The sequence below is a fragment of the Prevotella melaninogenica genome, assembly GCF_013267595.1.
Taxonomy (GTDB): Bacteria; Bacteroidota; Bacteroidia; order Bacteroidales; family Bacteroidaceae; genus Prevotella; species Prevotella melaninogenica_D.
Window position 1 is genome coordinate 446,546 of the sequence record NZ_CP054010.1, and the last position, 26,290, is coordinate 472,835.

The following is a 26,290-nucleotide window of genomic DNA, read 5'->3' on the forward strand; positions in this document are numbered from 1 at the left end:
AACTTAGCCACAAAAATAATAAGAAATATTGCAATAGCCAACGAATTTCTCGATATATTTGAGTAAATTTGTGGCAAAAAGAAGAAGTTATACTATATATGACAGAGGAATATCAATTACGCGTTTTGCCCCAAGTTGCCTATAATGAAAACAACATGAAGGCATATCTTGCAAAAGAAAAGGGGCTGGATGAGCGTACCATTTATCGTGTTCGAGTATTGAAGCGTTCTATTGATGCACGCCATCGTGACATATATGTTAATCTGAAAATTCGTGTTTATATTAACGAATTTCCACAAGACGACCCTTATGTGAAGACTGAATACCAAGACGTAAGCAGTCGTCCTTCGGTCGTTGTGGTAGGCGCTGGTCCTGCTGGTTTGTTCTCTTCTCTGAAGCTAATCGAATTAGGATTGCGCCCAATAGTTCTCGAACGAGGAAAGAATGTACGTGATCGTAAGTTAGATATGGCTTTAATCTCGAAGACACAAGAGGTTAATCCTGAATCAAATTACTGCTTTGGTGAAGGTGGAGCTGGAGCGTATTCTGATGGAAAACTTTATACACGAAGTAAGAAGCGTGGCCCTGTTGATAAGATTCTAAATGTCTTTTGTCAACATGGTGCATCACCTTCTATCCTCGCTGATGCCCATCCACACATAGGTACAGACAAGCTTCCTCGTGTCATAGAGAATATGCGTAACACAATACTTGACTGTGGTGGTGAGGTTCATTTCCAAACAAAGATGACTTCTTTGATACTCGATGGTGATAAAGTTGTTGGTGTTGAGGCTGTTGATAACAGTGGAACTGTGAGTGTGAAGCGTGAGTTTCATGGTCCAGTCATTCTTGCTACGGGGCACTCTGCACGCGATGTCTATCGCTATCTTGCAGAGGCAGGAATTGAGATGGAAGCAAAAGGAATCGCTGTTGGAGTACGATTGGAGCATCCTTCTCACTTAATCGATCAAATACAGTACCATAATAAGAACGGTAAGGGGAAGTATCTTCCAACAGCAGAGTACTCTTTTGTGACACAAGCACAGGGACGTGGTGTATATTCTTTCTGTATGTGTCCTGGTGGTTTTGTGATTCCTTCAGCAACTGGGCCAGAACAAACAGTTACCAATGGTATGAGTCCTGCCAATCGTGGAACGCAATGGTCTAACTCGGGTATGGTTGTTCAATTAAATCCAGAGGATGTTGAAGGTGATGATGTTTTGCGTATCTTGCGTTATCAGGAACAGTTAGAGCGAGACACATGGCAGCAGGGAAACCGCAAACAGACTGCTCCTGCACAGCGTATGGCAGACTTCGTGAACAATCGTCTGTCGTATGATCTTCCTAAATCGAGCTATGCACCAGGACTTATTTCCAGTCCACTTCATTTCTGGATGCCATCATTTATCACAAAACGACTCCAAGAAGCATTCAGAACCTTTGGTAAACAAGCGCATGGTTTCCTTACGAATGAAGCTGTCATGATTGCTTCCGAGACTCGTACAAGTTCTCCTGTTCGTATCCTCCGTGATAGAGAACGCCTCATGCATGTCCGCCTTGAGGGGCTTTTCCCTTGTGCAGAAGGTGCTGGTTATGCTGGTGGAATCGTTAGTGCGGGCATTGATGGAGAGCGCTGTGCTGAAATGGTTTCGGCTTATCTCCAGCAATTATAAAGTTGTTTGCTTCTGTTAGTAAGCAGGTCAATAGGCTTTGTTTATAGCTTGATAGAGAAAGTATTAGATTCCTTGGAGTACCTTTTTCTACTTCTATAGACTCTATCTTATCAAATTACTTTCATGAAAAGAAATATTTATTTACGTGAACAAAAAGATTTCTTTTCATGAAGAAAAATATTTTTCTTCATGAAAAGAAATCAGAGGTATTGGTATTTAACTAAGAATTAGTCTTTTGAAACCACAGCCTTGAAGCTCATATCAAGTCCTTTAACACTATGTGTTAGTGCACCAAAGGAAATAAAATCAACACCAGCTTGCGCATAAGGAATCATCGTGTCAAAGGTAATTCCACCACTTGACTCCGTCTCACAGCGTCCAGCAACCATCTCAACTGCTTTTCGAGTATCCTCTGGTGTGAAATTATCAAACATGATACGGTCGCAGCCTTCACTCAATGCTTCTTCCAACTCGGTAAAGTTTCTTACCTCACATTCTATCTTGAGATCATCCTTACCATGGTCCTTACAATACTGCTTTGCCATAGAGATCGCATTATGTACACCACCACAGAAATCAACATGATTATCTTTCAGAAGAATCATATCAAAGAGACCAATGCGATGGTTCATACCACCACCAATCTTCACAGCCTCTTTTTCCAGCATTCTCATACCTGGAGTCGTCTTACGTGTGTCTAAAACGCGTGTCTTCGTACCTGCATCAATGAGTGCTTGCTGATACTTATGGGTCATCGTTGCAATACCACTCATACGCTGTAAGATGTTAAGCATAAGACGTTCTGTCTGCAAAAGGCTCTGCGTTCTACCCTTCACACTCATAACAATATCGCCAGGCTTCACATGAGAACCGTCTTCTACATAGACTTCTACCTGTAGTTCAGGGTCAAAAAGATGGAACACCCTTTTAGCAACATTAACTCCTGCCAAGACTCCTTCTTCCTTAATCAGTAATCTACTTTCACCCTTAGCATCAGCAGGGATGCAGCAAAGCGTTGTATGGTCACCATCACCTATATCCTCACTGAAAGCGAGTTCGATAAGTTTATCGTTTAGTTCTTCTACTGACAACATAATAATATCTTTAAATTATAAACCTAATCTGTTTGAGATATCCAACATTCTATGAATTGATTTGACAGCCCTCTTTGCCATTTCTGGCTCAACCTCAATAGCAGGCCACTCATACTTCAAGCAATTATACAGCTTCCTCAAAGTAATATATTTCATATACTCACACTCATTACAAGGGCTATCGCTATCATTAGGAGGAGCAGGAATAAAGGTCTTTTGTGGAGCCAATCGCTGCATTTCAACAAGAATACCACTCTCCGTCACCACAATAAACTCCTGAGCATCATTCTCAACACTATACTTCAATAAGGCAGATGTACTTCCAACCTTATCAGCTAAGCAGAGTACAGTAGGTGGACACTCAGGATGAGCCAGTACTTTTGCTGCAGGATGTTCGCGTTTTAACTGCTGAATCTTCTCTACAGAGAACCTATCATGAACTTCACATGCACCATCCCAAAGCAACATCTCACGTCCTGTTTGCTCGCTGATATAATGTCCTAAGTTCCTATCTGGTCCAAAAATGATAGGAGTATCCTTTGGTAAAGACTCAACAATCTGCTTTGCATTACTGCTCGTCACTACAACATCTGTCACAGCTTTGGTTGCTGCAGTTGTATTGACATAGCTTACCACGGTATGATTAGGGTGTGCTTTTACAAACTTTTCAAACTCATCGGCTGGACAACTCTCTGCCAACGAACAAGAGGCGTTAAGGTCAGGGACGAGTATAGTCTTCTCAGGACATAAGATTTTATTTGTCTCACCCATGAAATGTACGCCGCACATAACGATGATATCGGCATCTGTAGTAGCTGCCTTTTGTGCCAAAGCCAAACTATCACCTACAAAATCTGCCAACTCCTGAATTACGCCTTCTGTGTAATAATGCGCCATGATAAGTGCATTCTTTTCCTTACACATTCGACGAATTTCAGTTTTCACATCTGTCCCTTCAGGAATAGGTTCATCTATAAAGCCCTGTTCCAGCCATTTTTTTTCAATCATTCTATTTTGTATTATAAGCTGAGAGTACAATGGTTATTGTGCTTCTCTCATCATCTATCTATACTCTTTTACTACTTCTCGTCATATGCATGCTTCGGATAATCTACTGTGTAGTGCAATCCTCGACTTTCCTTTCGCTCTATGGCTTGTCGTGTTATCAGATAACCGACATTTATCATATTACGGAGTTCGCATATATCCTTCGTTGCCGTCACACGCTTAAATAGGCTTTCTGTCTCCTCATACAATAAGTCGAGTCTTGCCCAAGCACGCTTCAAACGTAAATCACTTCGAACAATACCAACATAATTGCTCATGATTTCGCCAACTTCCTTAATACTCTGTGTGATTAAAACATGCTCTTCATTGGTCATTGTGCCTTCATCGTTCCACTCAGGAATATTTGTATTAAAGTCATAGTTGTCAATCATTTGAAGCGTATGTTCTGCTGCAGACTTAGCATAGACGACTGCTTCTATCAGCGAGTTACTGGCAAGTCGGTTTCCACCATGCAACCCCGTACATGAACATTCACCAACAGCATAGAGTCTATGAATAGAACTTTCTGCATTCAAATCGACCTTTATACCTCCGCACATATAGTGAGCACTGGGGCAAACAGGGATATATTCTTTTGTTATATCAATCCCAACGCTCAAACACTTCTCATAGATATGTGGGAAATGACGCTTCGTTTCTTCAGCATCCTTATGTGTCAGGTCAAGACAAACATGATTTAGTCCGTGAATCTTCATCTCATGGTCGATAGCTCGAGCAACGATATCACGTGGAGCAAGAGAAAGACGTTTATCATACTTTTGCATGAACTCTTGACCATTAGGAAGTCGCAACACCCCACCATAGCCACGCATAGCCTCAGTAATCAGAAATGCTGGATGCGTCTCAGAAGGATTGTAAAGAACCGTCGGGTGAAACTGTACGAACTCCATATCCTTTACCGTTCCCTTTGCTCGATAAACCATTGCAATACCATCTCCAGTAGCTATCACTGGATTAGATGTCATTGCGTAGACTGCCCCCACTCCACCTGTAGCCATGAGTGTTACTTTACTTAAGAAGGTTTCTACCTTTTTCGTTTCAGGATTGAGGATATACGCACCATAACATTCTATATCTGGGGTTCTGCGTGTCACCTTTATACCCAAGTGGTGTTGCGTGATAATCTCAACAGCATAGTGATTTTCGAAGACTGTAATATTTGGGTTAGCTCTCACCGCATTCATCAATCCACGCTGTATCTCAAAGCCTGTATCATCAGCATGATGAAGAATACGAAAGTCGCTGTGCCCTCCTTCACGATGTAGGTCGTATGTACCGTCTTTATGCTTATCAAAATTTACACCCCAGTTAACAAGCGCTTTGATAGCTTCTGGCGCATTACACACAACTTGTCTTACAGCTAAAGGGTCAGAAATATAATCACCAGCGACCATAGTATCGTTGATGTGCTTCTCAAAATTGTCTATGGCAAGGTTCGTTACAGCTGCTATTCCTCCTTGTGCTTTAGCCGTATTGGCTTCGTCCAAAGAAGTTTTGCAAACAAGGGCAACCTTTCCCTTACCACTATTTGCCACACTCAGTGCATAACTCATTCCTGCTATACCGCTACCGATAACCAGAAAATCGAATTTGTGTATCATAATATGATTCCTTCTGATATCAAAAATTAATCGGTACAAAAGTAATAAAAATTACCATAACAATGGTAAGAAAAGAGCATATATATTTATGCGTGCATGAGAAAACTTTTTCTTCTCCTATCAAACACGAGAACCTTTTTCTCTGAATTAAGTATAAGCAATCCTCTTTTAGCACGTTTCCAATCCCAGTATTGATGCTTTTTATATGCTGTCCGAATACTGCGCACATCATGTGCGGAGGCTTAACACATATAGTGCGAAGGCTTAACACCATTGGTGCGGAGTACTAACACATAATAAGGATTACTATAATTTATGATATACTAACGAGGTTTTCATCTTTACTTTATACAAAATCCTTATCCTTCCACTTCCATATTGAACAAGAAAAAACGCTATTCAATCCCCTTAAAAGAGGAAAGAATAGCGTTAATATTTAGTGGTTCTGTAAAGAGAAACTTACAGAATAAAGTTTTTACTGCTCGTCTGGAACGATGAGTTTATAACCCTTACCGTGAATATTGATAATCTCAACCTGTGGGTCTGGTTTCAAATGCTTACGCAACTTAGTGATATAAACATCCATTGAACGTGCATTGAAATAGTTATCGTCAATCCAAATAGTCTTCAAAGCATAATCACGCTGAAGAATCTCGTTAGAGTGTGCGCAAAGCAAAGCGAGCAACTCATTCTCCTTTGTCGTAAGCTTAGTAGCCTTCTCAGGATTGTTATCCAGTGTAAGCAACTGCTTCTGTGTATCGAAAGTAAAGCGACCAATGGTGTACATTGTTGACTCCTTGGTCTTCTTTCCTCTTACACGACGGAGGATAGCCTCAATACGGAATACGAGTTCCTCCATAGAGAATGGCTTAGTGATATAATCATCAGCACCAATCTTGAAACCTTCCAAGATATCCTCTTTCAACTGCTTTGCAGTAAGGAAGATGATAGGAACTTCTGCATTTGCCTGACGAATCTCCTGTGCAAGGGTAAAACCATCCTTCTTTGGCATCATAACATCAAGCACACAGATATCATACTTGCTCTTCAAGAAGGCTCTGTAACCAACCTCACCATCAGGGCAGAGGTCAGCCTGAAAGCCTTTTGCCTGCAGATATTCACTCAACAGTGTTCCGAGATTCTCATCGTCTTCACACAACAGAATTTTCAATTTATCATCCATAACTTATACGTATTAAATTGTTTATACTCTTAATTATCTTTTATTCTTCATCCTCCTCATCGCGAATAACGGGGAGTTTAATGACGAATTTTGTTCCTTTACCATATTCGCTCAGCACCTTAATCTCACCTTCATGTAAGTCAACCATTTTCTTTACATATGCCAAGCCTAATCCAAAGCCTTTGACATCGTGAAGATTACCAGTGTGAACACGGTAGAACTTATCAAAGATCTTCTTTAAGTTCTCCTTCTTTATTCCTTGACCAGTATCACGAACTGAGAGATAGAGATTCTCATTCGTATTCCAAGTCTTCAAATAGACATCTAATGGTTGGTCGGGTTTCGCATATTTAACTGCATTATCCAAGAGGTTAAAAATAACATTCTGGAAATGCATTTCATCAACATACATGAGCGAATCAACCGCTTCGATCTCTGTATACACCTTACCGCCAGTATGCTCAACACGTAAACTAAAGGAGTGAGCAATCGTCTCAACCATCTCGTTAAGGTCGGTGTATTTCTTCTTTAGAACAGCCTTCTTACGGTCGTACATACTCATCTGTAGTACCTTCTCAACAAGGAAACGCAAACGTTTTGACTCATCATTGATAACACCTCCTAAGTGTTCTATCATCTTCGGACTCTTTGTCAACGTCTTATCGTTCATCATCTGAGCTGCCAAAGAGATACTTGCGATAGGCGTCTTAAGCTCATGCGTCATGTTATTGATAAAGTCATTCTTTATCTCACTGTACCGCTTCTGTCGGAAGATAGTTACAATCGTGAAGATAAAGGTAACCAACAGTACGAAAGTAAAGATGATTGACGGAATCATAAACCGTACACTGGAGAAGATGTAGTTGTTCATCTGTGGGAAATGAACCTTTACAACACCCATTCTGTTTACAGGGTCGTTACGGAACAACACCTGAGAATAAGTATTCTCCTCACCATCACTTACATAATCAGGACATTTATAAACCTCTCGACCGTCTTGTGTCGTCACCGTGAAATGATAAGGAATATTGATTCCATTGTTCATCATCTCCGCCTTTAAGTCTTGATCCAACAGCTTGAAGTTGATTCTATTGCGCAATGGTTTGTCTGAAGCGGAATAAAGGATATTGTAAATCACCTCTTCCAACATCGCCTTCTGATAGACATAACGATTGCGAACAATCTCCTGCATATTACGCTTTGTAGCAGACAATGTACTACTATCATTGCGCAGAATCATAGCCTTTGGTGTCAAAGAAGGCTTTGCTTGAAGCAACTTTGCCTCGAATGAGGTATAGGGTTCGCCTTGATCATCTGTGACAGGAGCCTGATGTGCGGCAGTAGATGTATCTTTATCTGTGCTCTGCTCGTCGTCTTGTGAGCGTTCCTTCTTGTTTACATCATCCTCCAAATAACGAAGAGTCTCATTCAACTCCATATTGCGTGATGCCTGATAGAGGGCACGGTTGACAGATTCGTCAAACTGTTCCTTCTTCATCTCAGCCATCTCTTCAATATAGTTGAGCTGGAGCAGAAGCAAACCAAGGAACGAAAGTCCCATGATTATGGCTATTGTCCAAATTGTTTTCTTCTTCATTACTCTCTGTTTATATTCATACTGGTCATGGAAAGACTCCACTCACAGCACCATATATTTATTTTTCGAATGCAAAGATAGGATTTCCTTAAACAATTAACATCTAAAAGTTAAGAAATAACTCATAATTGATTTTCGTTAACTAAATATTACTTTTTAATTTAATAATTATCAAGTATAATCTTTAAACATACAGTTTTGATTACTCCAAAAGATATACAAGAAAGTAAAAGAGCTAATAAAACATTTGTTTAGATTCACAAAACAAAAGTAAGTAAGTCTTTCTATAAATCAATAAAAAGCATTAGCTGAAAACAAAACGTTTATTTTTTATACAAAAAACACCTAAGAAAAATATTATTTTATTATCTTTGTAGAATCATTAAACCTATTGCCTATAAACAAAAATAAATTAATATGCTATCCAGTAAACATCTCTCACATAAGTTAATCTTTCATCTATTACAATATTATAATGATAATAATAACCTAACTTCTCATATTTTACCGATGTGTTGATGCCCAGCACGAGTGGTGATGATGGTAAACACCAAGCGTGTTGAGTGCTTAGTATACTATAAAAATAACAAACCTCATGACAATTCAAAGATTACAAACAAGACCTTTCGCAACACACATCATCTTAGTTATAACTCTATTGTTGCTGAATACATCTGATCTTATGGCTCAACAGACCGTAACCTTTAGTATCCAACAACAAACAAAGGAACCTATTGATGCAGCAACAATTATCATTTCTGATCAGAAGACAGGAAAAGTAATTGCCAATGGACTAACTGAGACGGACGGAAAGTTTAATTACACCCTTATTGATGGTAGTTATCAACTATACTGCGGAGCTATCGGATGCCGTGATACTACTATTCTTTTCTCCATTCCAAATAACCATTCCATTTATAACATCTATTTATATCCTGACGGTACAGAGCTGAAAGACGTTATTGTCACAGCTCGCAAACAACGCTCACTCATTAAAATGGAAAGTGGGAAGATAAGCATTTCTGTTGCAGAATCCTATCTTGCTAACCTTGGCAACTCTTTAGATGTTCTGCGCCACACCCCAAGTGTAAGGCTTGATAATAAAGGAAATCTATCGCTTTCTGCCCTTGGCAATGCCGCCGTTTACGTGAACGGAAAACGCATACGACTTCAAGGTGAAACGCTTACAGCCTATCTGCGTACTATTCCATCTTCTAACATTGCAAGCATAACTACTTCAACCAACCCTGATGCAAGTTATGATTCAGAAGGGGCAAGTGGTATTATTGACATAAAACTAAAAGACAACAACGAACGAGGACTTTACATTTCGACCTCTCATGGTATGTCTTTTTGGAATCACATACGCCAAAGTTCTGATTTTAGTATGACTTATAACAAACAGACATGGCAGCTGGGCATTAACTATAGTCATAACATTGGACACTATGACATGGAGTATGGTACTGATAGAATGCAAGAAGGAGACCGAAACTTCTCAGAGACCAATGATACAGACAAGCGTAACACTTACGCAGGGGGACTGGCTTTTGTATTCCAACCTAACAAGAAACACAAACTTATGCTAAATGCATCAGTTGATGCCTTAACAGGTCCCGGAGTGACAGCAACAACTACTTGGATATATAAAGGTAGAGACACGCTTCATGAAATACTTAAAGCAAGGAATGATTATACCAAACAAGAGAATACAAAATATACGACAGGCATAGGCTATCAGTTCAATATTACAGAACAGCAGACCATCACTGCAAATGCAGATTGGATTCACGTTGATGTTGTAAGTAATAACAATCAGCCTAATACGTTTTACTCTCCAAATGGAACATTACTAAGGGAAGACAACTATCCAGCTAAATCCAAGAAGAATATAAACATCATATCATCTGCTATTGACTATAAACTGAAGAATAGCCATGACGGAGAGCTCCTTACAGGTATTAAAGCTGCCAAGGTAGAAAGTAACAATCGCTTTGGCTTCTATGCAAAAGGTGTGCTTGACAACACAAGGTCTAACAGGTTTACCTACCAAGAGTCAAACCTTGAAGGCTATATACAATATGCCCAGAAGTGGAAACATATACAGGCAACTGCAGGTATGCGGATTGAATATATGCAGACTATCGGGACTTTAGAATCCTATTTGGACGGAAAACTGATGGAGGAGAATAAGAACAATCACACAAGACTCTTTCCTAATCTTTCTATCAGTTATGATCTTAACAACAAAGCAAAGCTCACACTTGCCTACAGTAAACGGCAAGACAAAGCAAGATACGAAGACCTTAACCCCATTGAATATCTATTAGATGAACTAACCTATTGGAAAGGGAATCCATTTATTCAGCCACAAATAAATCATAGAATATCTTTAGATTACACAAAGAATAATCTTAGTGTAACGCTCTCTTACAATCAGCTAAACAACTATTTTACGCAGCTTCCCGATGCATACAAGAAAGACTGCATAGTCATGACAACCAAGAATATTGGTAAACAGAAACAGCTGGCACTTGACCTTATCTATAACAAACGTCTCACCTCGTGGTGGGATGTAAGTGCAAACATCGGTGCTTACTACTTTATCAACCATCTTGATTATGAATCTTATAAAGAAGACTACCGGCGCCCCTCATGCAATCTTTCACTTTCAAACGACATACAACTACCTGCAAAAGTTCGTATGGAACTGTCAGCAAGATACGCAAGTAAACGACAAGGCAGAAGTTATGAGGTTTTCAAACCAAGTGGAAGTATAGATATCGGACTGAGTAAACGATTACTCCGAGACAAGCTCTCCCTATCTTTGATGATTACCGACCTACTTCACACTGAGCGTTGGGATAGCTATGGACGTAAGGGAGCATTGAATTTAGACATTTGGGGGAACAGTGAAAGCCGCCAAGTTATCTTCCGTGTACATTACAATTTCGGAAGTAGAAAGTTTGAAACAAATAAGAACAAAGTAAAGGAGGCAGAACGTCTGTAGCTATCTGCTACCTTTTTGATTAAAACGGTCAACCTTTTTTGCAAAAAACGTCAACCCTTTCTGTAAAAACAGAAATGGTCGACCATTTTGTTTATGATTATTTTAAGCCCATTCCTTCACTACACAAGTAGATAAAGATTAGAATAAACAGAAAGTTCTTCTACATTACAAGATCTCTATCTGTAGGCAAGAAGTGCTCTGTGGGGTCAACTTAAAACGGTCATTGATACGAAGACCGAGGACCCAAAGGATAGTACCTGTAGCATCAAGAAGGACCAACTGGTTACGTTTCTCAAAGCGGTTACGTTTGAGATTGGTGAGAAAATCACTCATTAGTTGAGTACCACGCATGCCAAGAGGAGTAAATCGATCGCCCTCTGCAACACGTCTTAAGGTCAAAGGAAATCGGATAGAGGATGCATCAAGGTCAACAACAGTAGGAACCTTTGAGAATGAAACGTTTGAAGAAGGTGTCAATGCTCGTTCAGTCAGTCGAAGAGACAATTGCTCATCATAGACATAACGCCCTGTTTCAGGGATAACAAGGTGACGTGGTTCAGTTTCCTCACGAGGTAAAACCATGAAAACACCACGATCATGTGTTACCTCATGCGATGGAGAATACCACAGCTGCCCCGTCTGTCCATCAAGATGTGAAACCATCTCTGCAATCTGAGATGATGAAAAACCGAGTGGTTTTAGTATATAAAAGAGGAGATAAGAAGGAGAAGGAAACGCACGAATAACAGACAAGTTGAGCTGGAAAGGTTCATTACTTAAACTGTTTGAACTAACTTGAGTTACAGAATTGATAAAGCAAACAGCCTTCCCAAAAGCCTCTTTGAGCGACTCCTGCACAATAGCATCTACCTCAGAGAGATGATTGGCAGTAGTAAGAATAGCATCCTTAACCGATGGGTTAATCTCAGATAACTGTGGAAGGACATTCAACCGAATCTTATTCCGCACTACATCATCTATTAGGTTAGTGCTATCAGTAACAAAGGAAACAGCTTGTTGACGAAGATAATCTTCAATTTCTTGGCGTGTTACACAAAGTAATGGACGAATAACATCATGATTACGAGGACGAATACCCATCAAACCACTCAATCCTGTTCCACGAACAAGGTTAATGAGAATTGTCTCTACAGAGTCTTCTTTATGATGCCCTACACATACTCCGTTAGCACCTAACGCCTCTTTCAACTGAAAAAAATAACGATAACGCAGTTCACGTGCAGCCATCTCAATGCTCACCTTATGCAAATCGGCATAAGCCTGTGTATCGAAATGGACTTTATGGAATGGGATATTCTCACGTTGACAAAGGTCCTCACAAAACTGTTCATCCCTCAGACTCTCCTCTCCACGCAAATTGAAATTGCAATGAACAGCCTCAACACGATAGCCCAACTCCTTGAGACATAGCAAAAGGGCAACACTATCTGCACCACCAGACAGCGCTACTAAATAAAGAGCATCTACTTGTAGCAGATGCTCAGAAGCTATGAATCGTTTGATTTTATTCAACATAAAGGACCAGACCCTTCAAATATTCGCCTTCTGGATGATAAATATTAATTGGATGATCAGCAGGCTGATGAATCTGATGCAGGATGCGCACCTTACGTCCAGCTTGTGCAGCAGCAGTAAAGACAGCCTGTCGGAAGTTGTCCTTTGTGACTACCTGTGAGCAACTAAAGGTAAATAAGATTCCTCCCGGCTTAATCTTTTCAAATCCTTTGACGTTCAATCGGGTATAACCACGCAAACCATTCTTCAATGCGTTACGATGCTTTGCAAAGGCAGGTGGGTCAAGAATGATAAGATCATACTTGCCATCGTTATCGTCAAGATATTTGAAAGCATCCTCACAGATTGCCTCATGGCGTGAATCATTAGGGAAGTTGAGTTCTACATTCTTATTAGTCAACTCAATAGCCTTAGCAGAACTGTCAACAGAATGCACCACTTCTGCACCGCCACGCATAGCATAAACAGAGAAGCCACCCGTGTAACAGAACATATTTAGTACACTTCTTCCCTTCGCATAATACTCCAAGAGAGAGCGGTTCTCACGCTGATCGATAAAGAAACCCGTCTTCTGACCTTTCAACCAGTCAATATGGAACTTTAAGCCATTCTCAATCGCTATGTTATTGTCAGTATCTCCATAGATAAAACCATTCTCTTGACCAAGATCCGCCTTGTAAGGAAGCGTTGTCTCACTCTTATAATAGATGCTGTCCAACTTATCGCCCATTACTTTAACAAGGGCTTTTGCAATTACCTCACGGCATACGTGCATACCTACAGAATGGGCTTGCATAACGGCAGTCTTGCCATATATGTCAATAATCAATCCTGGAAGATTGTCGCCCTCACCATGAACAAGACGGTATGTTGTGTTTGGGAACAGTCCTGTTCCTGTTGATTCTTCTCGAATTACACCAATCGCCTGACGCACTTGAAGAGCCGCTTTCAAACGACTTTCCCAAAACATATCATCTATCTTTACGTCGTGGAATGAGAGAACACGGATAGCAATAGAGCCTATCTGGAAATGACCAACAGCAATAAACTTCTTATCATGCGTCATCACACGCACAATATCGCCTTCCTCAAGTCCTTCTTCTATCTTGTTGATAGCACCTGAGAAGATCCATGGATGGAAGCGAAGAAGACTCTCTTCTTTGCCCCTTTTCAAATATACTTGCTTATACATAAAGTTCCTTTTTAGAGTTTATTGGTTTCCGCTTCTTGCCGATTCGCGAATTATTTTCATGAAGATAAATATTTATTTACGTGAAAAGAAATCTTTTTCTCCATGAAAAAAAAAAAATTATCTTCATGAAAATAATTTACATAGAGATGTTATTCTGATGTCACTTCTGGTGTATGCTCCATTTCTTCTGGTGTAGGTTTCACCTTTGGAGGAACGACAACGAGTTCGTAATTACCACTATGTTTCAACTCATGCAGACGCTCATAGAGTTTGATACACGTCCAAGCATCTGTAGAAGCATATATTTTCTGCTTATCACTTAATATCTCGTTCTCCCAATTAGATAATTGTTCACGTTTTGTTATACGCTCTTGAAAGACATTTGCATAGAGTTTCTGAAGACTCATATCTTCAATACCTAACGACTTAACATAGTCTTGAAGGTCTATAAAATAACCCGGCTTGAAGTCGAGTCGCTGATGCAACATCAACATATCATCGCCCAAAGAGAGTCCCACTTTAGGCACTGTTGTATCTTCAAGAAAACGTTTAATACAATCAGGTACACCTATGAGATTCAAACGAAAGAGGAAACACACTTCACGGTCGCAGGCTTGCAAGAGTGCAACCTTACGACGTTGCCCTTTCTTAAAGACAGGACGCGTTTCCGTATCAATACCGATAATGTCCTTAGAAAGCAAATAATTAACCGCCTTCTCAGCTTCAGCTTCATTTAAGACAACGACAATCTTCCCTGGGAAAGTAACCCTTGGCAACTGTGATATTTTACTTTTATCGAATCTACTGTATAATACTGTACTCATTTCGGATTGCATACTAACTTGCAAAATTAAAAAAAAAGTTTGAAAAACGGCACTTATGTGGCACTAATTTATTACTTTTGCAAGTATAAAAGAATAGCGATAAATGGCAAAGAAGAAAACAGAACATAAAAGAAAGACTTTCACCGAGGCGATCGGACTAAATAACATTATTAACGACAAGACTGGATTTATTGCCGGACTTATCCTTTTATGCGTTGCCATCTATATCTGTGTAGCTTTTTTTAGCTATTTCAGTACAGGTGCAGCAGACCAAAGTTTAGTAACAGACCTTCGTCCTGGAGAGGTGGAAAACACAAGTAGAGTTTTCCAAAATGTATGCGGTTCACTCGGTGCAATCATATCATACGGACTTATTTCCCGCTGTTTTGGTATTCCAGCCTTTATTATTCCAGCCTTCATTGCACTCTGTGGTCTCCGTATGATGGGAGCCTACAAAAAGCTAAACCTAACGAAATGGTTCATGGGTATGGCTTTGGTAATGATATGGTCGTCTATTACTTTTGCCAAAGCACTTACCCCACTGATGGGTGACCAAGTCTATAATCCAGGAGGAGACCATGGTGCTTTCTGTGTACAATACATGGAAAACCTTGTTGGTACACCGGGGTTAATCGCTATATTGGTGATTATCATGTTGGCTTATCTCACTTATCTTACTTCCGAAACGATTACTGTCGTACGCAAGATGATTAACCCATTTGGGTATATTCGTGACAAAGTGAAGTTTACGGTGGTACATGATAGTAAGGGAGACAACACTGAAAACGTCTATGATGATGAGGTAGTTATTGAGGAAGAACCTGTAGAACCAGCAGAATATGTTGATCCAACCCTCGCAGAACCTATCGACTTACCAACAGAGCCTGCAATCGTTCAACAAGAACCAGACTCACTCTATTCACCTAATGGTAGTGACAAGGCTAAGAATACAGCAGAGAAAGAAGGTCCAGGCTTTGAAGTTGAGGAGGAGAAAGTTGAGGAGAAAGCAAATAGCAAGACGCTTGCTAACAACAACCTTCCACTGACTCCTATCAATCCTCGTGAGCCATTTACAAAGTGGAAGTTCCCTTCACTTGACCTATTAAAGGAATATACTTCTGATTCTAAGACCAACTACGTTAGTCAAGAGGAATTAGAAGCAAACAAAGACCGTATTATCAAGGTGTTAAACGACTTTGGTGTACAGATTCGTAGTATTCGTGCAACAGTCGGCCCAACGATTACTCTCTATGAGATTACACCTGCCCAGGGTGTTCGCATCTCTAAGATAAAGAACCTTGAAGATGATATTGCGCTGAGTTTGGCGGCTATCGGTATCCGTATCATTGCTCCAATGCCAGGCAAGGGTACGATTGGTATTGAGGTACCAAATGCTAAGCCAAACATTGTGTCAATGTTCTCTATTCTGAACTCACGCAAGTTCCAAGACTCTACAATGGAGTTACCAATCGCATTGGGTAAGACTATCACCAATGAGGTGTACATGGTCGACCTTGCTAAGATTCCTCACCTACTCGTTGCGGGTGCTACCGGACAGGGTAAGTCAGTCGGTCTGAATGCTATTATCACCTCCCTTCTTTATAAAAAGCATCCTAATGAGCTAAAGATTGTACTGGTTGACCCAAAGAAGGTAGAGTTCAGCGTTTACTCTCCTATAGCCAAACCTTTCATGGCAGCTGTTGAGGAGAATGAAGATGAACCAATCATCACAGACGTTCAGAAGGTTGTAAAGACATTGAAAGGTCTTTGTGTGTTGATGGATGAGCGTTATGACTTACTGAAGGCGGCTCGTGTTAGAAATATAAAGGAATATAATCAGAAGTTCCTCAGACACGAACTGAACCCAGAAGAAGGTCATGAGTTCATGCCATACATCGTTGTCATCATTGATGAGTTCGGTGACTTGATTCTTACTGCGGGCAAGGAAGTGGAGATGCCTATTACACGTATCGCACAGTTGGCACGTGCTATCGGTATTCACATGATTATTGCAACCCAGCGACCAACAACAACAATTATCACTGGTAACATCAAAGCAAACTTCCCTGGACGTATTGCTTTCCGTGTTGGAGCGATGATGGACTCACGTATCATCCTCGACCGACCAGGTGCACAACAGCTTGTTGGACGTGGTGATATGCTTTATCTCAATGGTGCTGACCCTGTTCGTGTACAGTGTGCCTTTGTTGATACTCCTGAAGTAGAGAACATTACCAAGTTCATTGCTAATCAACCAGGACCGGTTCGCCCATTAGAAATCCCAGAACCATTGTCTGAAGACGAAGCTGGAGGTGGTGGCTCACTGGACACTCACAACCTTGATCCATTGTTTGAAGAGGCTGCACGTGCTATTGTTGTCAGCCAACAAGGTTCTACAAGTATGATTCAACGTCGCCTGTCTATTGGTTACAACCGTGCTGGTCGACTGATGGATCAAATGGAGAAAGCAGGTATCGTTGGTGCAGCAAAGGGCTCCAAGCCACGTGAGGTACTGATAAGCGACGAGGTAAGTCTTGATAATATGCTTACCATCCTACGTGGATAACTAAGAATAAAAGTATAGGAAATCAGAATAAAAAAGATAAAACAATGAAACAGATTAAATATTTGCTATTGTTCGTAGCCATCTTTATGGCAAATAGTATTTTCGCACAGAATGCTAATCAGGCTAAGGCTTGTATGGATAAAGCTGCAGCTAACATTTCTAACTTGGGTGGTTTTACGGCTCGCTTTGCACTTTCCAGACCCGGTGCTGTAGGTAGAACTGCCGGTACTATTTCTGTGAAAGGTGTTAAGTTTGTTGCCACAACGCCACAGACAACTGTATGGTTTAATGGTATAACACAATGGTCATATATGAAATCTACTGACGAAGTGAATGTTTCTACACCTACTGAAGCACAGCGTCTTTCAATGAACCCTTACGCATTGATGACATTGTATCGTCAGGGTTACAACCTTTCAATGACAAATGAAGGTGGTTCTTACGTGGTACACATGAAGGCAACCAATCCAAAACGTAATATTCCTGAGACTTATGTAACTATAAGCAAAGCCTATCAGCTACAAAAGATTAAGATTAAGCAGGCTAATAAGTGGACTACTATCACCGTTTCTGGTATTCAGCGCAAGAACCTTTCAGACAATATCTTTACTTTCAACAAGAAGAACTATCCGTCTGCTGAGGTGATAGACTTGAGATAAATGACTTACTGGGAAGCTATACAAACATTACATAAGCACTTCTGCCTATCGGGTAGAAGAAATAAAATATGGCAAGCCAACAACGTAGCAAAGTACTTTTACTACGTGTTGGCTATTTTTCTTTGTGCTTATTTTGTATGGATTGGATGTGAATTGGCAGACCTCGTTATCGAGGATAATCTTGGCGGCTATCGTTTCATCTATGCCCTAATACCTGTGTTTCTGTTCATTGATTATATTTTCAGATATACGACAGACCACCGATTACTGATGCATATCCGTCCTTATCTACTCTTACCGCTGCCCAAACATAGCTATACAGACTATCTGATTCTGCGACAACTGATAGTTTTCAAGAATGTAAACTTTCTCTTTATCTGTATTCCCTTTGGTATCAAAACGCTCATTCCAGAGTTGGGTGCATCGGCTATGATTGGTTATACAGCAGGACTTTACCTCCTTCTGCTTATCAACGGACAGTTTTTCCAGTTTACACAAGTGCTGACGGCACGTGGACTGTGGTATTGGCTCATACCTATTCTTACCTATTTATTTATCGCCATAATAACAATCTTCTTCCCTTCCTCACAGGGTTACCTCCACCGTTGGGCAGAGATTGGTAATGCAATGATAAGAGGAGAAGTGTGGATATATGCTGTAATGATATTACTTCTAATAGGAATGATATTGCTAAATCGCAACGTCCTTGAGCATCGTATTCTCCAAGAGCAATACACAGCAGCACCAGTGAAACATGACAAAAATAGCATAAACCTTACTTTCTTCGACCGATTCAACCAGATTGGTGAGTATCTTAAGATTGAAGTGTGGGGTATTCTACGCAACAAAAGACTCCGTTTGCTCTTCTTTCTCAACACCTTTGGTATCTTTATCTTTAGTCTAATCACAGCCTTTGACCCTGAGAGTGATATGGTTAAGATTAACGGCTTTGTCTACTATAGCTTTATCATCTACGGACTAAGCTCACTCTCAAGAATCATGTGTTATGAAGGAAATTACTATGAATGCCTACTGATACAGCGTAATAGTATCCAAAATCTTTTGCTTGCAAAGTATTATTTCTATACTGCCCTACTCTTGATACCGCTGCTCGCTTTCCTCCCTGTAGCTCTAATTGGGAAGATAAGCTTTTGGACAATATTATCTTATGCCCTCTTTGCAGCTGGCGTCGCCTATCGTATTCTATTTCAAATGGCAATATATAATAAGGTAACATTCTCTATGCAAGCTACCCACACGGGCAAGAATGCGAATACTAACTATATACAACTCATCGTTACAATCATTACCATCATCAGTCCATTCCCAATTACCGCATTAGGTACATGGTGGCTAAACCAACCTATCCTCTCTAATACTATCCTCTCCCTCCTTGGTATCATCTTCATAACCACTCACCGTCGTTGGATTAGTAGTATCAGCCGAAAGATGAAAGACAACCAATACGAACAACTTGAAGGGTTTCAGAAGAGTAGATAAAGAAAACAACTTTCCGTTAAAACCAAAACCAAAAATGGGCAGTTAGACTGGGTAATCACTCACAACTCGCATCATCTTCACCACCTTTTACATAGTACTAAGCATCAACACCACATGTGTTAAGCATGAGCACCACATGTGCTAAGCGTGAGCACAATATGTGCGCAGCCTCAACCCCACAATAAAAGTACTAAAAACAAAATGAACTTTAGGGTGAATAGAACCGCCAAATAACAATGAATAAGGTGACAAGAGGAATACTTATAAACCAAGCATAGCCAATATAATCAAAGAAACTCTTCTCTTAACAGGAAAATATCTACAATCATTAGAAAAACAACTATAGTTAATTCAACTCAACACAGAACAAAATAAGTAATATAAATGTTTTTGACTTATAGAAGTTTTTTCGTAACTTTGCTCTCAGAAACAAATTAAAATAAAGATTAGAACGTTATGCTTACATTAAAGCTCATCAGTGAAGAAACTGAACGCGTCATCAAAGGACTGGAGAAGAAACACTTCAAAGGTGCACGTGAGGCAATTGAGAAAGTATTGGAATATGACCGTTTGCGTCGTGAGACTCAGCAGAAGCTTGACACAAACAAGCAGCAGCAGAATCAGCTCTCGAAGCAGATTGGTGGACTGATGAAAGAAGGAAAGAAAGACGAAGCTGACAAGATAAAGGAAGAGGTAGCACTATTAAAATCTTCTGACAAGGCTCTTCAAGAGATAATGGATATGGCTCAGAAGGATATGACAGACGTGTTACTGACAATTCCTAACATCCCTAACGAGATTGTACCTGAAGGTAAGGATGCTGAGGATAATGTTGTTGTAAAGGAAGGGGGCGAGAAGCCAAACCTACCTGCTGACGCATTGTGCCACTGGGACTTGCTGAAGAAGTTTAACTTGGTAGATTTCGATCTTGGTGTGAAGATTACTGGTGCTGGTTTCCCACTCTATATCGGTAAGATGGCACGCTTCCAACGTGCCTTAGAGGCATTCTTCCTCGATGAAGCTCGTAAGAGTGGCTACTTGGAAGTACAGCCACCATTGGTAGTAAATCAGGAGTCTGGTCAGGCTACTGGTCAGTTGCCAGATAAGGAGGGACAGATGTATCATGCTAATCTTGACGACCTCTATCTCATCCCAACAGCTGAGGTTCCTGTAACAAATATCTTCCGTGACGAGATTCTCAACGAACAAGACCTGCCTATTAAGCGTTGTGCTTACTCTGCTTGTTTCCGTCGTGAGGCTGGTAGCTATGGTAAGGACGTACGTGGTTTGAACCGCTTACACCAGTTTGATAAGGTTGAGATTGTACGTATCGATAAGCCAGAGCACTCTTATCAGTCATTGGATGAAATGTTAGACCACGTTGAAGGTCTTTTAAAGAAGCTCGAATTGCCTTATCACATCCTCCGTCTTTGCGGTGGAGACATTAGCTTTACAGCTGCTCTCTGCTATGACTTTGAGGTGTGGAGTGCTGCACAAGAGCGTTGGTTGGAGGTGTCAAGCGTGTCAAACTTCGAAAGCTATCAGGCAAATCGTCTGCATTGTCGTTTCCGTCATGCCGAGGATAAGAAGATTGAACTCTGTCACACACTGAATGGTTCAGCCCTTGCTCTGCCACGTATCGTTGCAGCTATCATCGAGAACAACCAGACCCCAGAGGGTATTCGTGTACCAAAGGTACTCGTTCCTTACTGTGGTTTCGAGATGCTCGATGACAAGATGGACTAAAGAATACAGCCCCTCCCTTAAAAAGGAGGGGCATTATTACCGCGAACAACTAATAAAACAACAAAAGCTACTTACCCTTATCAATCTTTTATACGACTCTTTACAATAGAAGAACACCCAAAGTATAAAGAACACATAGGGTCAGTACTTTTCATATCTATTACCACTCCATGAACAAGATTATCCGTAAACAACAGTTTTCAGAGAAGGTTTTCTGCTTAGAAGTAGAAGCACCGCTCATTGCACGAAGCTGCCGTCCAGGTAACTTTATCATCGTGCGTGTTGACAACCACAGCGAACGTGTACCTTACACCATTGCGAAATCGGACCCAGTAAAGGGTACGCTCACCATGGTTATCCAAGAGGTAGGACGCTCATCAACAAAACTTTGCCAGTTGAATGAAGGCGATGAGATTGTTGATATTGTCGGACCACTCGGTACTCCATCCCATATTGAGAACTACGGTACGATTATCTGTGCGGGTGGTGGTATTGGTATCGCTGCCATTCTCCCTATTCTTACAGCACTAAAGAAAGCTGGCAACAGAGTAATCTCTGTCCTCGCCGGTCGTACTAAGGAGTTAGTCATCATGGTAGATGACGTAAAGAAATACTCTGATGAGGTTATCATCATGACCGATGATGGTTCCTACGGAGAGAAAGGTGTCATAACCGTGGGCGTAGAAAAGGTGATACAGCGCGAACACGTAGACAAGGTGTTAGCTATCGGACCTCCTATCATGATGAAGTTCACCTCTCTTTTAGCTAAGAAATACGGCATTCCTAACGATGTTTCACTCAATACTATTATGGTGGACGGAACAGGTATGTGTGGTGCTTGCCGTCTGACGATTGGTGGTAAGACTCGCTTTGTCTGCATTGATGGTCCTGAATTCGATGGCGACCTCGTCGACTGGGACGAGATGTTCAAGCGAATGGGGACGTTTAAGGAGCTTGAGACCTCCCCCAACCCCTCCGAAGGAGGGGAGTGCCTGACGGAAAATAAGTTGGGAAAAGAGGCTCAAGGGAAGACAGGAGATAAGAACAACGCAGAAAATGGAGCAGCAAACTGTCAAGAAGAAAACACTTCATCACCTACAGCCCACCTATCAGAAGAAATGGAGGGAGCCGATTGGCGCACCACATTACGTAAAGCCCTAAAGCCAAAGGAGCGCACAGCTATTGAGCGTGTGAAGATGCCAGAGCTGGATGCCGACTATCGTGCGAAGACTCGTTTAGAGGAAGTAAATATCGGATTAACCCCAGAGATGGCTATGCAAGAGGCTAAACGTTGCCTTGACTGTCCGAAACCTTCTTGCGTAGAGGGCTGTCCTGTAAACATTCACATACCAGACTTCATTAAGAATATAGAGCGTGGCGACTTCCTCGAAGCAGCCAAGATACTCAAGGAAACATCTGCCCTACCAGCCGTATGTGGCCGTGTTTGTCCACAAGAGAAGCAATGTGAGAGCCGTTGTATCCACTTGAAGATGAACTCACCAGCCGTAGCTATCGGTTATCTTGAGCGTTTCGCAGCCGACTACGAGCGTGAAAGTGGACACATGGCATTGCCAGACGTTGCGCCATCCAATGGTATCAAGGTAGCTGTTATCGGTTCTGGCCCTGCAGGATTAAGCTTTGCTGGCGATATGGCTAAGCGTGGCTTCGAGGTTTATGTATTTGAGGCACTACACGAGATTGGCGGTGTATTGAAATATGGTATCCCTGAGTTCCGTCTACCAAACAAGATTGTTGATGTCGAAATAGATAATCTTCGTCGCATAGGCGTACACTTCCAGACCGATACTGTCGTCGGTAAGACCATCAGCATAGAAGACTTAAAAGAGAAAGGCTTCAAGGGTATCTTCGTTGGTTCAGGTGCCGGATTGCCTAACTTCATGGGTATTCCAGGTGAGAACGCTATCAATATCCTTTCAAGTAACGAGTATCTGACACGTGTAAACCTCATGGACGCAGCCAATCCAGAGACCGACACACCTATTATTATGGGTAAGAAAGTCTTGGTTATCGGTGGTGGTAACACTGCTATGGACTCTTGTCGTACTGCCAAACGATTAGGCGCAGACGTCACACTCGTCTATCGTCGTTCTGAAGCCGAGATGCCAGCACGTCTTGAAGAGGTGAAACATGCTAAAGAAGAGGGTATTAACTTCCTCACACTTCATAATCCACAGGAATATAAGGCAGATGAGAAGGGCCGTGTATGTGCTGCCGTCTTAGACGTGATGAAACTCGGAGAACCAGACGCAAGTGGTCGCTGTCGTCCTGAATTGACTGGTGAGACCGTCACAGTCGAGTGCGATCAGGTCATCGTTGCCGTAGGTGTATCACCTAACCCATTGGTACCTAAGTCTGTAAAAGGACTTGAGTTAGGTCGCAAAGACACGATTGTTGTCAACGAACAGATGCAGAGTTCACAGCCAGAAATCTTTGCTGGTGGTGACATTGTACGTGGTGGTGCAACCGTCATCCTTGCCATGGGAGACGGAAGAAGAGCCGCTGCAAACATGGCAGAACAATTATTAGCAGCCCACTAATCACCCTGCTTGTTGCTTGTATTGGTTAGTAGCACGTTTTTTTAATAACAGTTACTCCCTTTCCAACAACAATAAACATTGGTGCTAAGCCTTAGCACCAATGGTGTTGTACGTAAGCACCATTCGTGCGAAGCATCAACACATGTGCAAAGAGGCATAAATAGCTTACTTTCTGTACACATAATAAAGGGCAATATACTCACAAACAAAGTATATGAGAAGCGTGTGCAGGATAGTACGAAACCCTATAATCAAAACAGTCGGATTGAGTTCTTCAATCCGACTGTTTTAGTTTTTGAAATTAAGAGGTAAGCAATAATAGAACTACCCTATCATTCCTTGCTATAAATCGTTGGGTCCTTCACCCCTGCAGCTTCAAAGGCTTCCTTACGTTCAACGCATGTTCCACACTTACCACAGTGAATATCAGCACCTTTATAACAGCTCCAAGTCTTAGAATAGTCTATTCCCAACGCAGCACCACGCGCCACAATCTCAGCCTTAGTAATCTCCGTATAAGGAGCCTCCACACGCACCTTCACAAAGGTTCCAGCCTCCGTAGCACCATTCATCGCATGAATAAACTCTGGGCGACAGTCAGGATAAATCGTATGGTCGCCACCATGATTTGCAATATACACACGCTTCAACTCATGACTCTCGGCAATACCCGTTGCAATCGCAAGCATAATACCATTACGGAAAGGAACAACAGTCGACTTCATATTCTCCTCTTCATAATGCCCCTCTGGAATAGCATCAGCCCCATCAAGCAACGAACTCTTAAAATACTGGTGCATAAAAGACAGTGGAATCGTTATATGAGGAATCCCCAACTTCTCACAATGATACTGAGCATAAGGCAGTTCCTTAGCCCCATGGTTCTGACCATAGTCGAAAGAGATTGCTAAAGCGATCGTCTCCGCCTTATCATAAAGCAACGTGATAGAATCAAGTCCACCACTGACAATAATAACCGAATCTTTCATTACAATCTTATTTTTCTGCAAATTTACAAAAAAGATAGTGTTTGATTTCACCAATCCATCAAAAATTAGTATTTTTGCGGATAGGAATATTATAACGTTACAAATAATAAAGAACAAATGAAAATTAACGATTTTAACTTCGCTGGACATAAGGCTATCGTCCGCGTAGACTTCAATGTGCCTTTGGATGAGAATGGTCATGTAACTGACGAGACACGTATCCGTGGTGCTTTGCCAACACTTAAGAAGGTATTGGCTGACGGTGGTGCTCTTATCATGATGAGCCACATGGGTAAGCCTAAGGGCAAAGTGAAGCCAGAGCTTTCATTGAGCCAGATTGTTAAGAACGTAAGCAATACTCTCGGCGTTGAGGTTAAGTTCGCTAAGGACGCTGGTAACGCTGAAGCTGAGGCTGCTGCATTGAAACCAGGCGAGGCTCTCTTGCTTGAGAACCTTCGTTACTACCCAGAAGAGGAAGGCAAGCCAGTAGGTGTTGAGAAGGGAACTCCAGAGTTCGACGCTGCAAAGGCAGAGATGAAGGAACGTCAGAAGGACTTCGCTAAGAAGCTCGCTTCATACGCTGACGTATATGTAAACGATGCATTCGGTACAGCTCACCGCAAGCACGCATCTACAGCAGTTATCGCTGACTACTTCGATGCTGACCACAAGATGTTGGGTTACCTCATGGAGAAAGAGGTTACAGCTATCGACAACGTATTGAAGAACGCTCAGCATCCTTTCACCGCTATCATCGGTGGTTCAAAGGTTAGCTCTAAGCTCGGTGTTATAAAGAACCTCCTCGACAAGGTTGACAACCTCATCATCGGTGGCGGTATGGGTTATACCTTCATCAAGGCACAGGGCGGTAAGATTGGTAAGTCACTCCATGAGGACGATTTGATGCCAGAGGCATTGAACGTTATTGCTGCAGCTAAGGAGAAGGGTGTAAACCTTTCACTCTCTGTTGCTACTGTTTGTGGTAAGGATTTCTCTAACGACACGGAGCGTAAGGTATTCCCTATCGACCAGATTCCTGATGAGTGGGAAGGTATGGACGCATCTGATGAGAGCATCGAGGCATGGAAGAAGATTATCCTCGCTTCTAAGACTATCCTTTGGAACGGTCCTGTAGGCGTATTCGAATTGGAGAACTTTGCTAAGGGTACTGGTGAGATTGCTAAGGCTGTTGCACAGGCAACTCAGGAGAATGGTGCTTACTCACTCGTTGGTGGTGGTGACTCTGTTGCTGCTGTTAACAAGTTTGGTCTTGCTGACAAGGTTTCTTATGTATCTACTGGTGGTGGTGCTATGCTCGAGGCTATCGAGGGTAAGGTACTCCCAGGTGTAGCTGCTATCGAGAAGTAAGAGATTTATCTATCTCTCAAATATACAAAAGCCGTTGCTTCATCATGAAGTGACGGCTTTTTTTATATAGCGAACTAAACGAGGAAACGAACCATATACGAGAGTAGTATCTAATGGCTTACAGGA

17 protein-coding genes are annotated in these 26,290 nt (G+C 41.5%); 8 read left to right on the forward strand and 9 right to left on the reverse strand.

The genetic code is table 11. The features are described 5' to 3' along the window. Positions 1-98: 98 nt before the first annotated feature. On the forward strand, positions 99-1,673 hold the full coding sequence (locus FIU21_RS01735; RefSeq protein WP_004359591.1) for an NAD(P)/FAD-dependent oxidoreductase: 1,575 nt from the start codon (positions 99-101) through the stop codon (positions 1,671-1,673). 227 nt (positions 1,674-1,900) lie between these two features. On the opposite strand, the gene nadC is transcribed toward FIU21_RS01735, so the two are convergent. From nadC to FIU21_RS01760, 5 genes are all read right to left on the reverse strand, one after another. Continuing rightward, a complete protein-coding gene (gene nadC, locus FIU21_RS01740; RefSeq protein WP_036885959.1) occupies positions 1,901-2,767 on the reverse strand; it encodes a carboxylating nicotinate-nucleotide diphosphorylase in 867 nt (288 codons plus the stop codon). 15 nt (positions 2,768-2,782) lie between these two features. Beyond that, positions 2,783-3,775 (reverse strand): quinolinate synthase NadA, encoded by a 993-nt coding sequence (nadA, locus tag FIU21_RS01745; protein ID WP_004359594.1) that lies wholly within the window; start codon positions 3,773-3,775, stop codon positions 2,783-2,785. A 71-nt stretch (positions 3,776-3,846) separates the two neighbouring features. After that, positions 3,847-5,436: an L-aspartate oxidase gene (nadB, locus tag FIU21_RS01750; protein WP_004359595.1), complete on the reverse strand. Its 1,590-nt coding sequence runs from the start codon at positions 5,434-5,436 to the stop codon at positions 3,847-3,849. A gap of 475 nt (positions 5,437-5,911) precedes the next feature. Beyond that, positions 5,912-6,619 (reverse strand): response regulator transcription factor RprY, encoded by a 708-nt coding sequence (rprY, locus tag FIU21_RS01755; protein WP_004359596.1) that lies wholly within the window; start codon positions 6,617-6,619, stop codon positions 5,912-5,914. Between the two features lie 40 nt (positions 6,620-6,659). After that, positions 6,660-8,216 (reverse strand): sensor histidine kinase, encoded by a 1,557-nt coding sequence (locus FIU21_RS01760; protein ID WP_004359597.1) that lies wholly within the window; start codon positions 8,214-8,216, stop codon positions 6,660-6,662. A gap of 682 nt (positions 8,217-8,898) precedes the next feature. Here FIU21_RS01760 and FIU21_RS01765 point away from each other — a divergent pair. After that, on the forward strand, positions 8,899-11,226 hold the full coding sequence (locus FIU21_RS01765) for an outer membrane beta-barrel family protein (RefSeq protein WP_231291315.1): 2,328 nt from the start codon (positions 8,899-8,901) through the stop codon (positions 11,224-11,226). Between the two features lie 165 nt (positions 11,227-11,391). Here FIU21_RS01765 and tilS read toward each other — a convergent pair whose 3' ends face one another. From tilS to FIU21_RS01780, 3 genes are all read right to left on the reverse strand, one after another. Beyond that, the gene (gene tilS, locus FIU21_RS01770) at positions 11,392-12,762 is read right to left on the reverse strand and encodes a tRNA lysidine(34) synthetase TilS (protein ID WP_004359599.1); all 1,371 of its coding nucleotides are present in this window, start codon (positions 12,760-12,762) and stop codon (positions 11,392-11,394) included. Continuing rightward, the gene (locus FIU21_RS01775; protein WP_004359600.1) at positions 12,752-13,954 is read right to left on the reverse strand and encodes a class I SAM-dependent rRNA methyltransferase; all 1,203 of its coding nucleotides are present in this window, start codon (positions 13,952-13,954) and stop codon (positions 12,752-12,754) included. The genes tilS and FIU21_RS01775 overlap by 11 nt, the downstream gene beginning before the upstream one ends. A gap of 149 nt (positions 13,955-14,103) precedes the next feature. Then, positions 14,104-14,778, reverse strand: coding sequence for a 3'-5' exonuclease (locus FIU21_RS01780; RefSeq protein WP_004359601.1), 675 nt, complete (start codon positions 14,776-14,778; stop codon positions 14,104-14,106). Positions 14,779-14,881: 103 nt separating this feature from the next. Here FIU21_RS01780 and FIU21_RS01785 point away from each other — a divergent pair, with 103 nt between their 5' ends. From FIU21_RS01785 to FIU21_RS01805, 5 genes are all read left to right on the forward strand, one after another. Further along, positions 14,882-17,344: an FtsK/SpoIIIE family DNA translocase gene (locus FIU21_RS01785; protein WP_004359602.1), complete on the forward strand. Its 2,463-nt coding sequence runs from the start codon at positions 14,882-14,884 to the stop codon at positions 17,342-17,344. Between the two features lie 44 nt (positions 17,345-17,388). Continuing rightward, positions 17,389-18,003, forward strand: a complete 615-nt coding sequence (gene lolA1 / locus FIU21_RS01790; RefSeq protein WP_004359603.1) for an outer membrane lipoprotein periplasmic chaperone LolA1 — start codon at positions 17,389-17,391, stop codon at positions 18,001-18,003. Continuing rightward, a complete protein-coding gene (locus tag FIU21_RS01795; protein ID WP_004359604.1) occupies positions 18,004-19,503 on the forward strand; it encodes a DUF5687 family protein in 1,500 nt (499 codons plus the stop codon). A 456-nt stretch (positions 19,504-19,959) separates the two neighbouring features. Continuing rightward, positions 19,960-21,249 (forward strand): serine--tRNA ligase, encoded by a 1,290-nt coding sequence (gene serS / locus FIU21_RS01800; protein WP_004359605.1) that lies wholly within the window; start codon positions 19,960-19,962, stop codon positions 21,247-21,249. Between the two features lie 170 nt (positions 21,250-21,419). Beyond that, positions 21,420-23,807, forward strand: a complete 2,388-nt coding sequence (locus FIU21_RS01805) for a bifunctional dihydroorotate dehydrogenase B NAD binding subunit/NADPH-dependent glutamate synthase (protein ID WP_004359606.1) — start codon at positions 21,420-21,422, stop codon at positions 23,805-23,807. A 332-nt stretch (positions 23,808-24,139) separates the two neighbouring features. Here FIU21_RS01805 and queC read toward each other — a convergent pair whose 3' ends face one another. After that, complete coding sequence (gene queC, locus FIU21_RS01810) at positions 24,140-24,796, reverse strand: 7-cyano-7-deazaguanine synthase QueC (protein ID WP_004359607.1); 657 nt, start codon at positions 24,794-24,796, stop codon at positions 24,140-24,142. Between the two features lie 117 nt (positions 24,797-24,913). Between queC and FIU21_RS01815 the strand changes: the two genes are divergently transcribed. Beyond that, positions 24,914-26,164 (forward strand): phosphoglycerate kinase, encoded by a 1,251-nt coding sequence (locus FIU21_RS01815; protein ID WP_004359608.1) that lies wholly within the window; start codon positions 24,914-24,916, stop codon positions 26,162-26,164. Positions 26,165-26,290: the final 126 nt, after the last annotated feature.

What these genes read in the sequence shown, in the direction of transcription:
- FIU21_RS01775 (WP_004359600.1), bottom strand. Translation starts at nt 13,954, where the DNA reads ATGTATAAGCAAGTATATTTGAAAAGGGGCAAAGAAGAGAGTCTTCTT.
- nadA (WP_004359594.1), bottom strand. Translation starts at nt 3,775, where the DNA reads ATGATTGAAAAAAAATGGCTGGAACAGGGCTTTATAGATGAACCTATT.
- tilS (WP_004359599.1), bottom strand. Translation starts at nt 12,762, where the DNA reads ATGTTGAATAAAATCAAACGATTCATAGCTTCTGAGCATCTGCTACAA.
- FIU21_RS01780 (WP_004359601.1), bottom strand. Translation starts at nt 14,778, where the DNA reads ATGAGTACAGTATTATACAGTAGATTCGATAAAAGTAAAATATCACAG.
- FIU21_RS01735 (WP_004359591.1), top strand. Translation starts at nt 99, where the DNA reads ATGACAGAGGAATATCAATTACGCGTTTTGCCCCAAGTTGCCTATAAT.
- FIU21_RS01795 (WP_004359604.1), top strand. Translation starts at nt 18,004, where the DNA reads ATGACTTACTGGGAAGCTATACAAACATTACATAAGCACTTCTGCCTA.
- queC (WP_004359607.1), bottom strand. Translation starts at nt 24,796, where the DNA reads ATGAAAGATTCGGTTATTATTGTCAGTGGTGGACTTGATTCTATCACG.
- nadB (WP_004359595.1), bottom strand. Translation starts at nt 5,436, where the DNA reads ATGATACACAAATTCGATTTTCTGGTTATCGGTAGCGGTATAGCAGGA.
- nadC (WP_036885959.1), bottom strand. Translation starts at nt 2,767, where the DNA reads ATGTTGTCAGTAGAAGAACTAAACGATAAACTTATCGAACTCGCTTTC.
- FIU21_RS01760 (WP_004359597.1), bottom strand. Translation starts at nt 8,216, where the DNA reads ATGAAGAAGAAAACAATTTGGACAATAGCCATAATCATGGGACTTTCG.
- FIU21_RS01805 (WP_004359606.1), top strand. Translation starts at nt 21,420, where the DNA reads ATGAACAAGATTATCCGTAAACAACAGTTTTCAGAGAAGGTTTTCTGC.
- rprY (WP_004359596.1), bottom strand. Translation starts at nt 6,619, where the DNA reads ATGGATGATAAATTGAAAATTCTGTTGTGTGAAGACGATGAGAATCTC.
- FIU21_RS01785 (WP_004359602.1), top strand. Translation starts at nt 14,882, where the DNA reads ATGGCAAAGAAGAAAACAGAACATAAAAGAAAGACTTTCACCGAGGCG.
- lolA1 (WP_004359603.1), top strand. Translation starts at nt 17,389, where the DNA reads ATGAAACAGATTAAATATTTGCTATTGTTCGTAGCCATCTTTATGGCA.
- serS (WP_004359605.1), top strand. Translation starts at nt 19,960, where the DNA reads ATGCTTACATTAAAGCTCATCAGTGAAGAAACTGAACGCGTCATCAAA.
- FIU21_RS01765 (WP_231291315.1), top strand. Translation starts at nt 8,899, where the DNA reads ATGGCTCAACAGACCGTAACCTTTAGTATCCAACAACAAACAAAGGAA.
- FIU21_RS01815 (WP_004359608.1), top strand. Translation starts at nt 24,914, where the DNA reads ATGAAAATTAACGATTTTAACTTCGCTGGACATAAGGCTATCGTCCGC.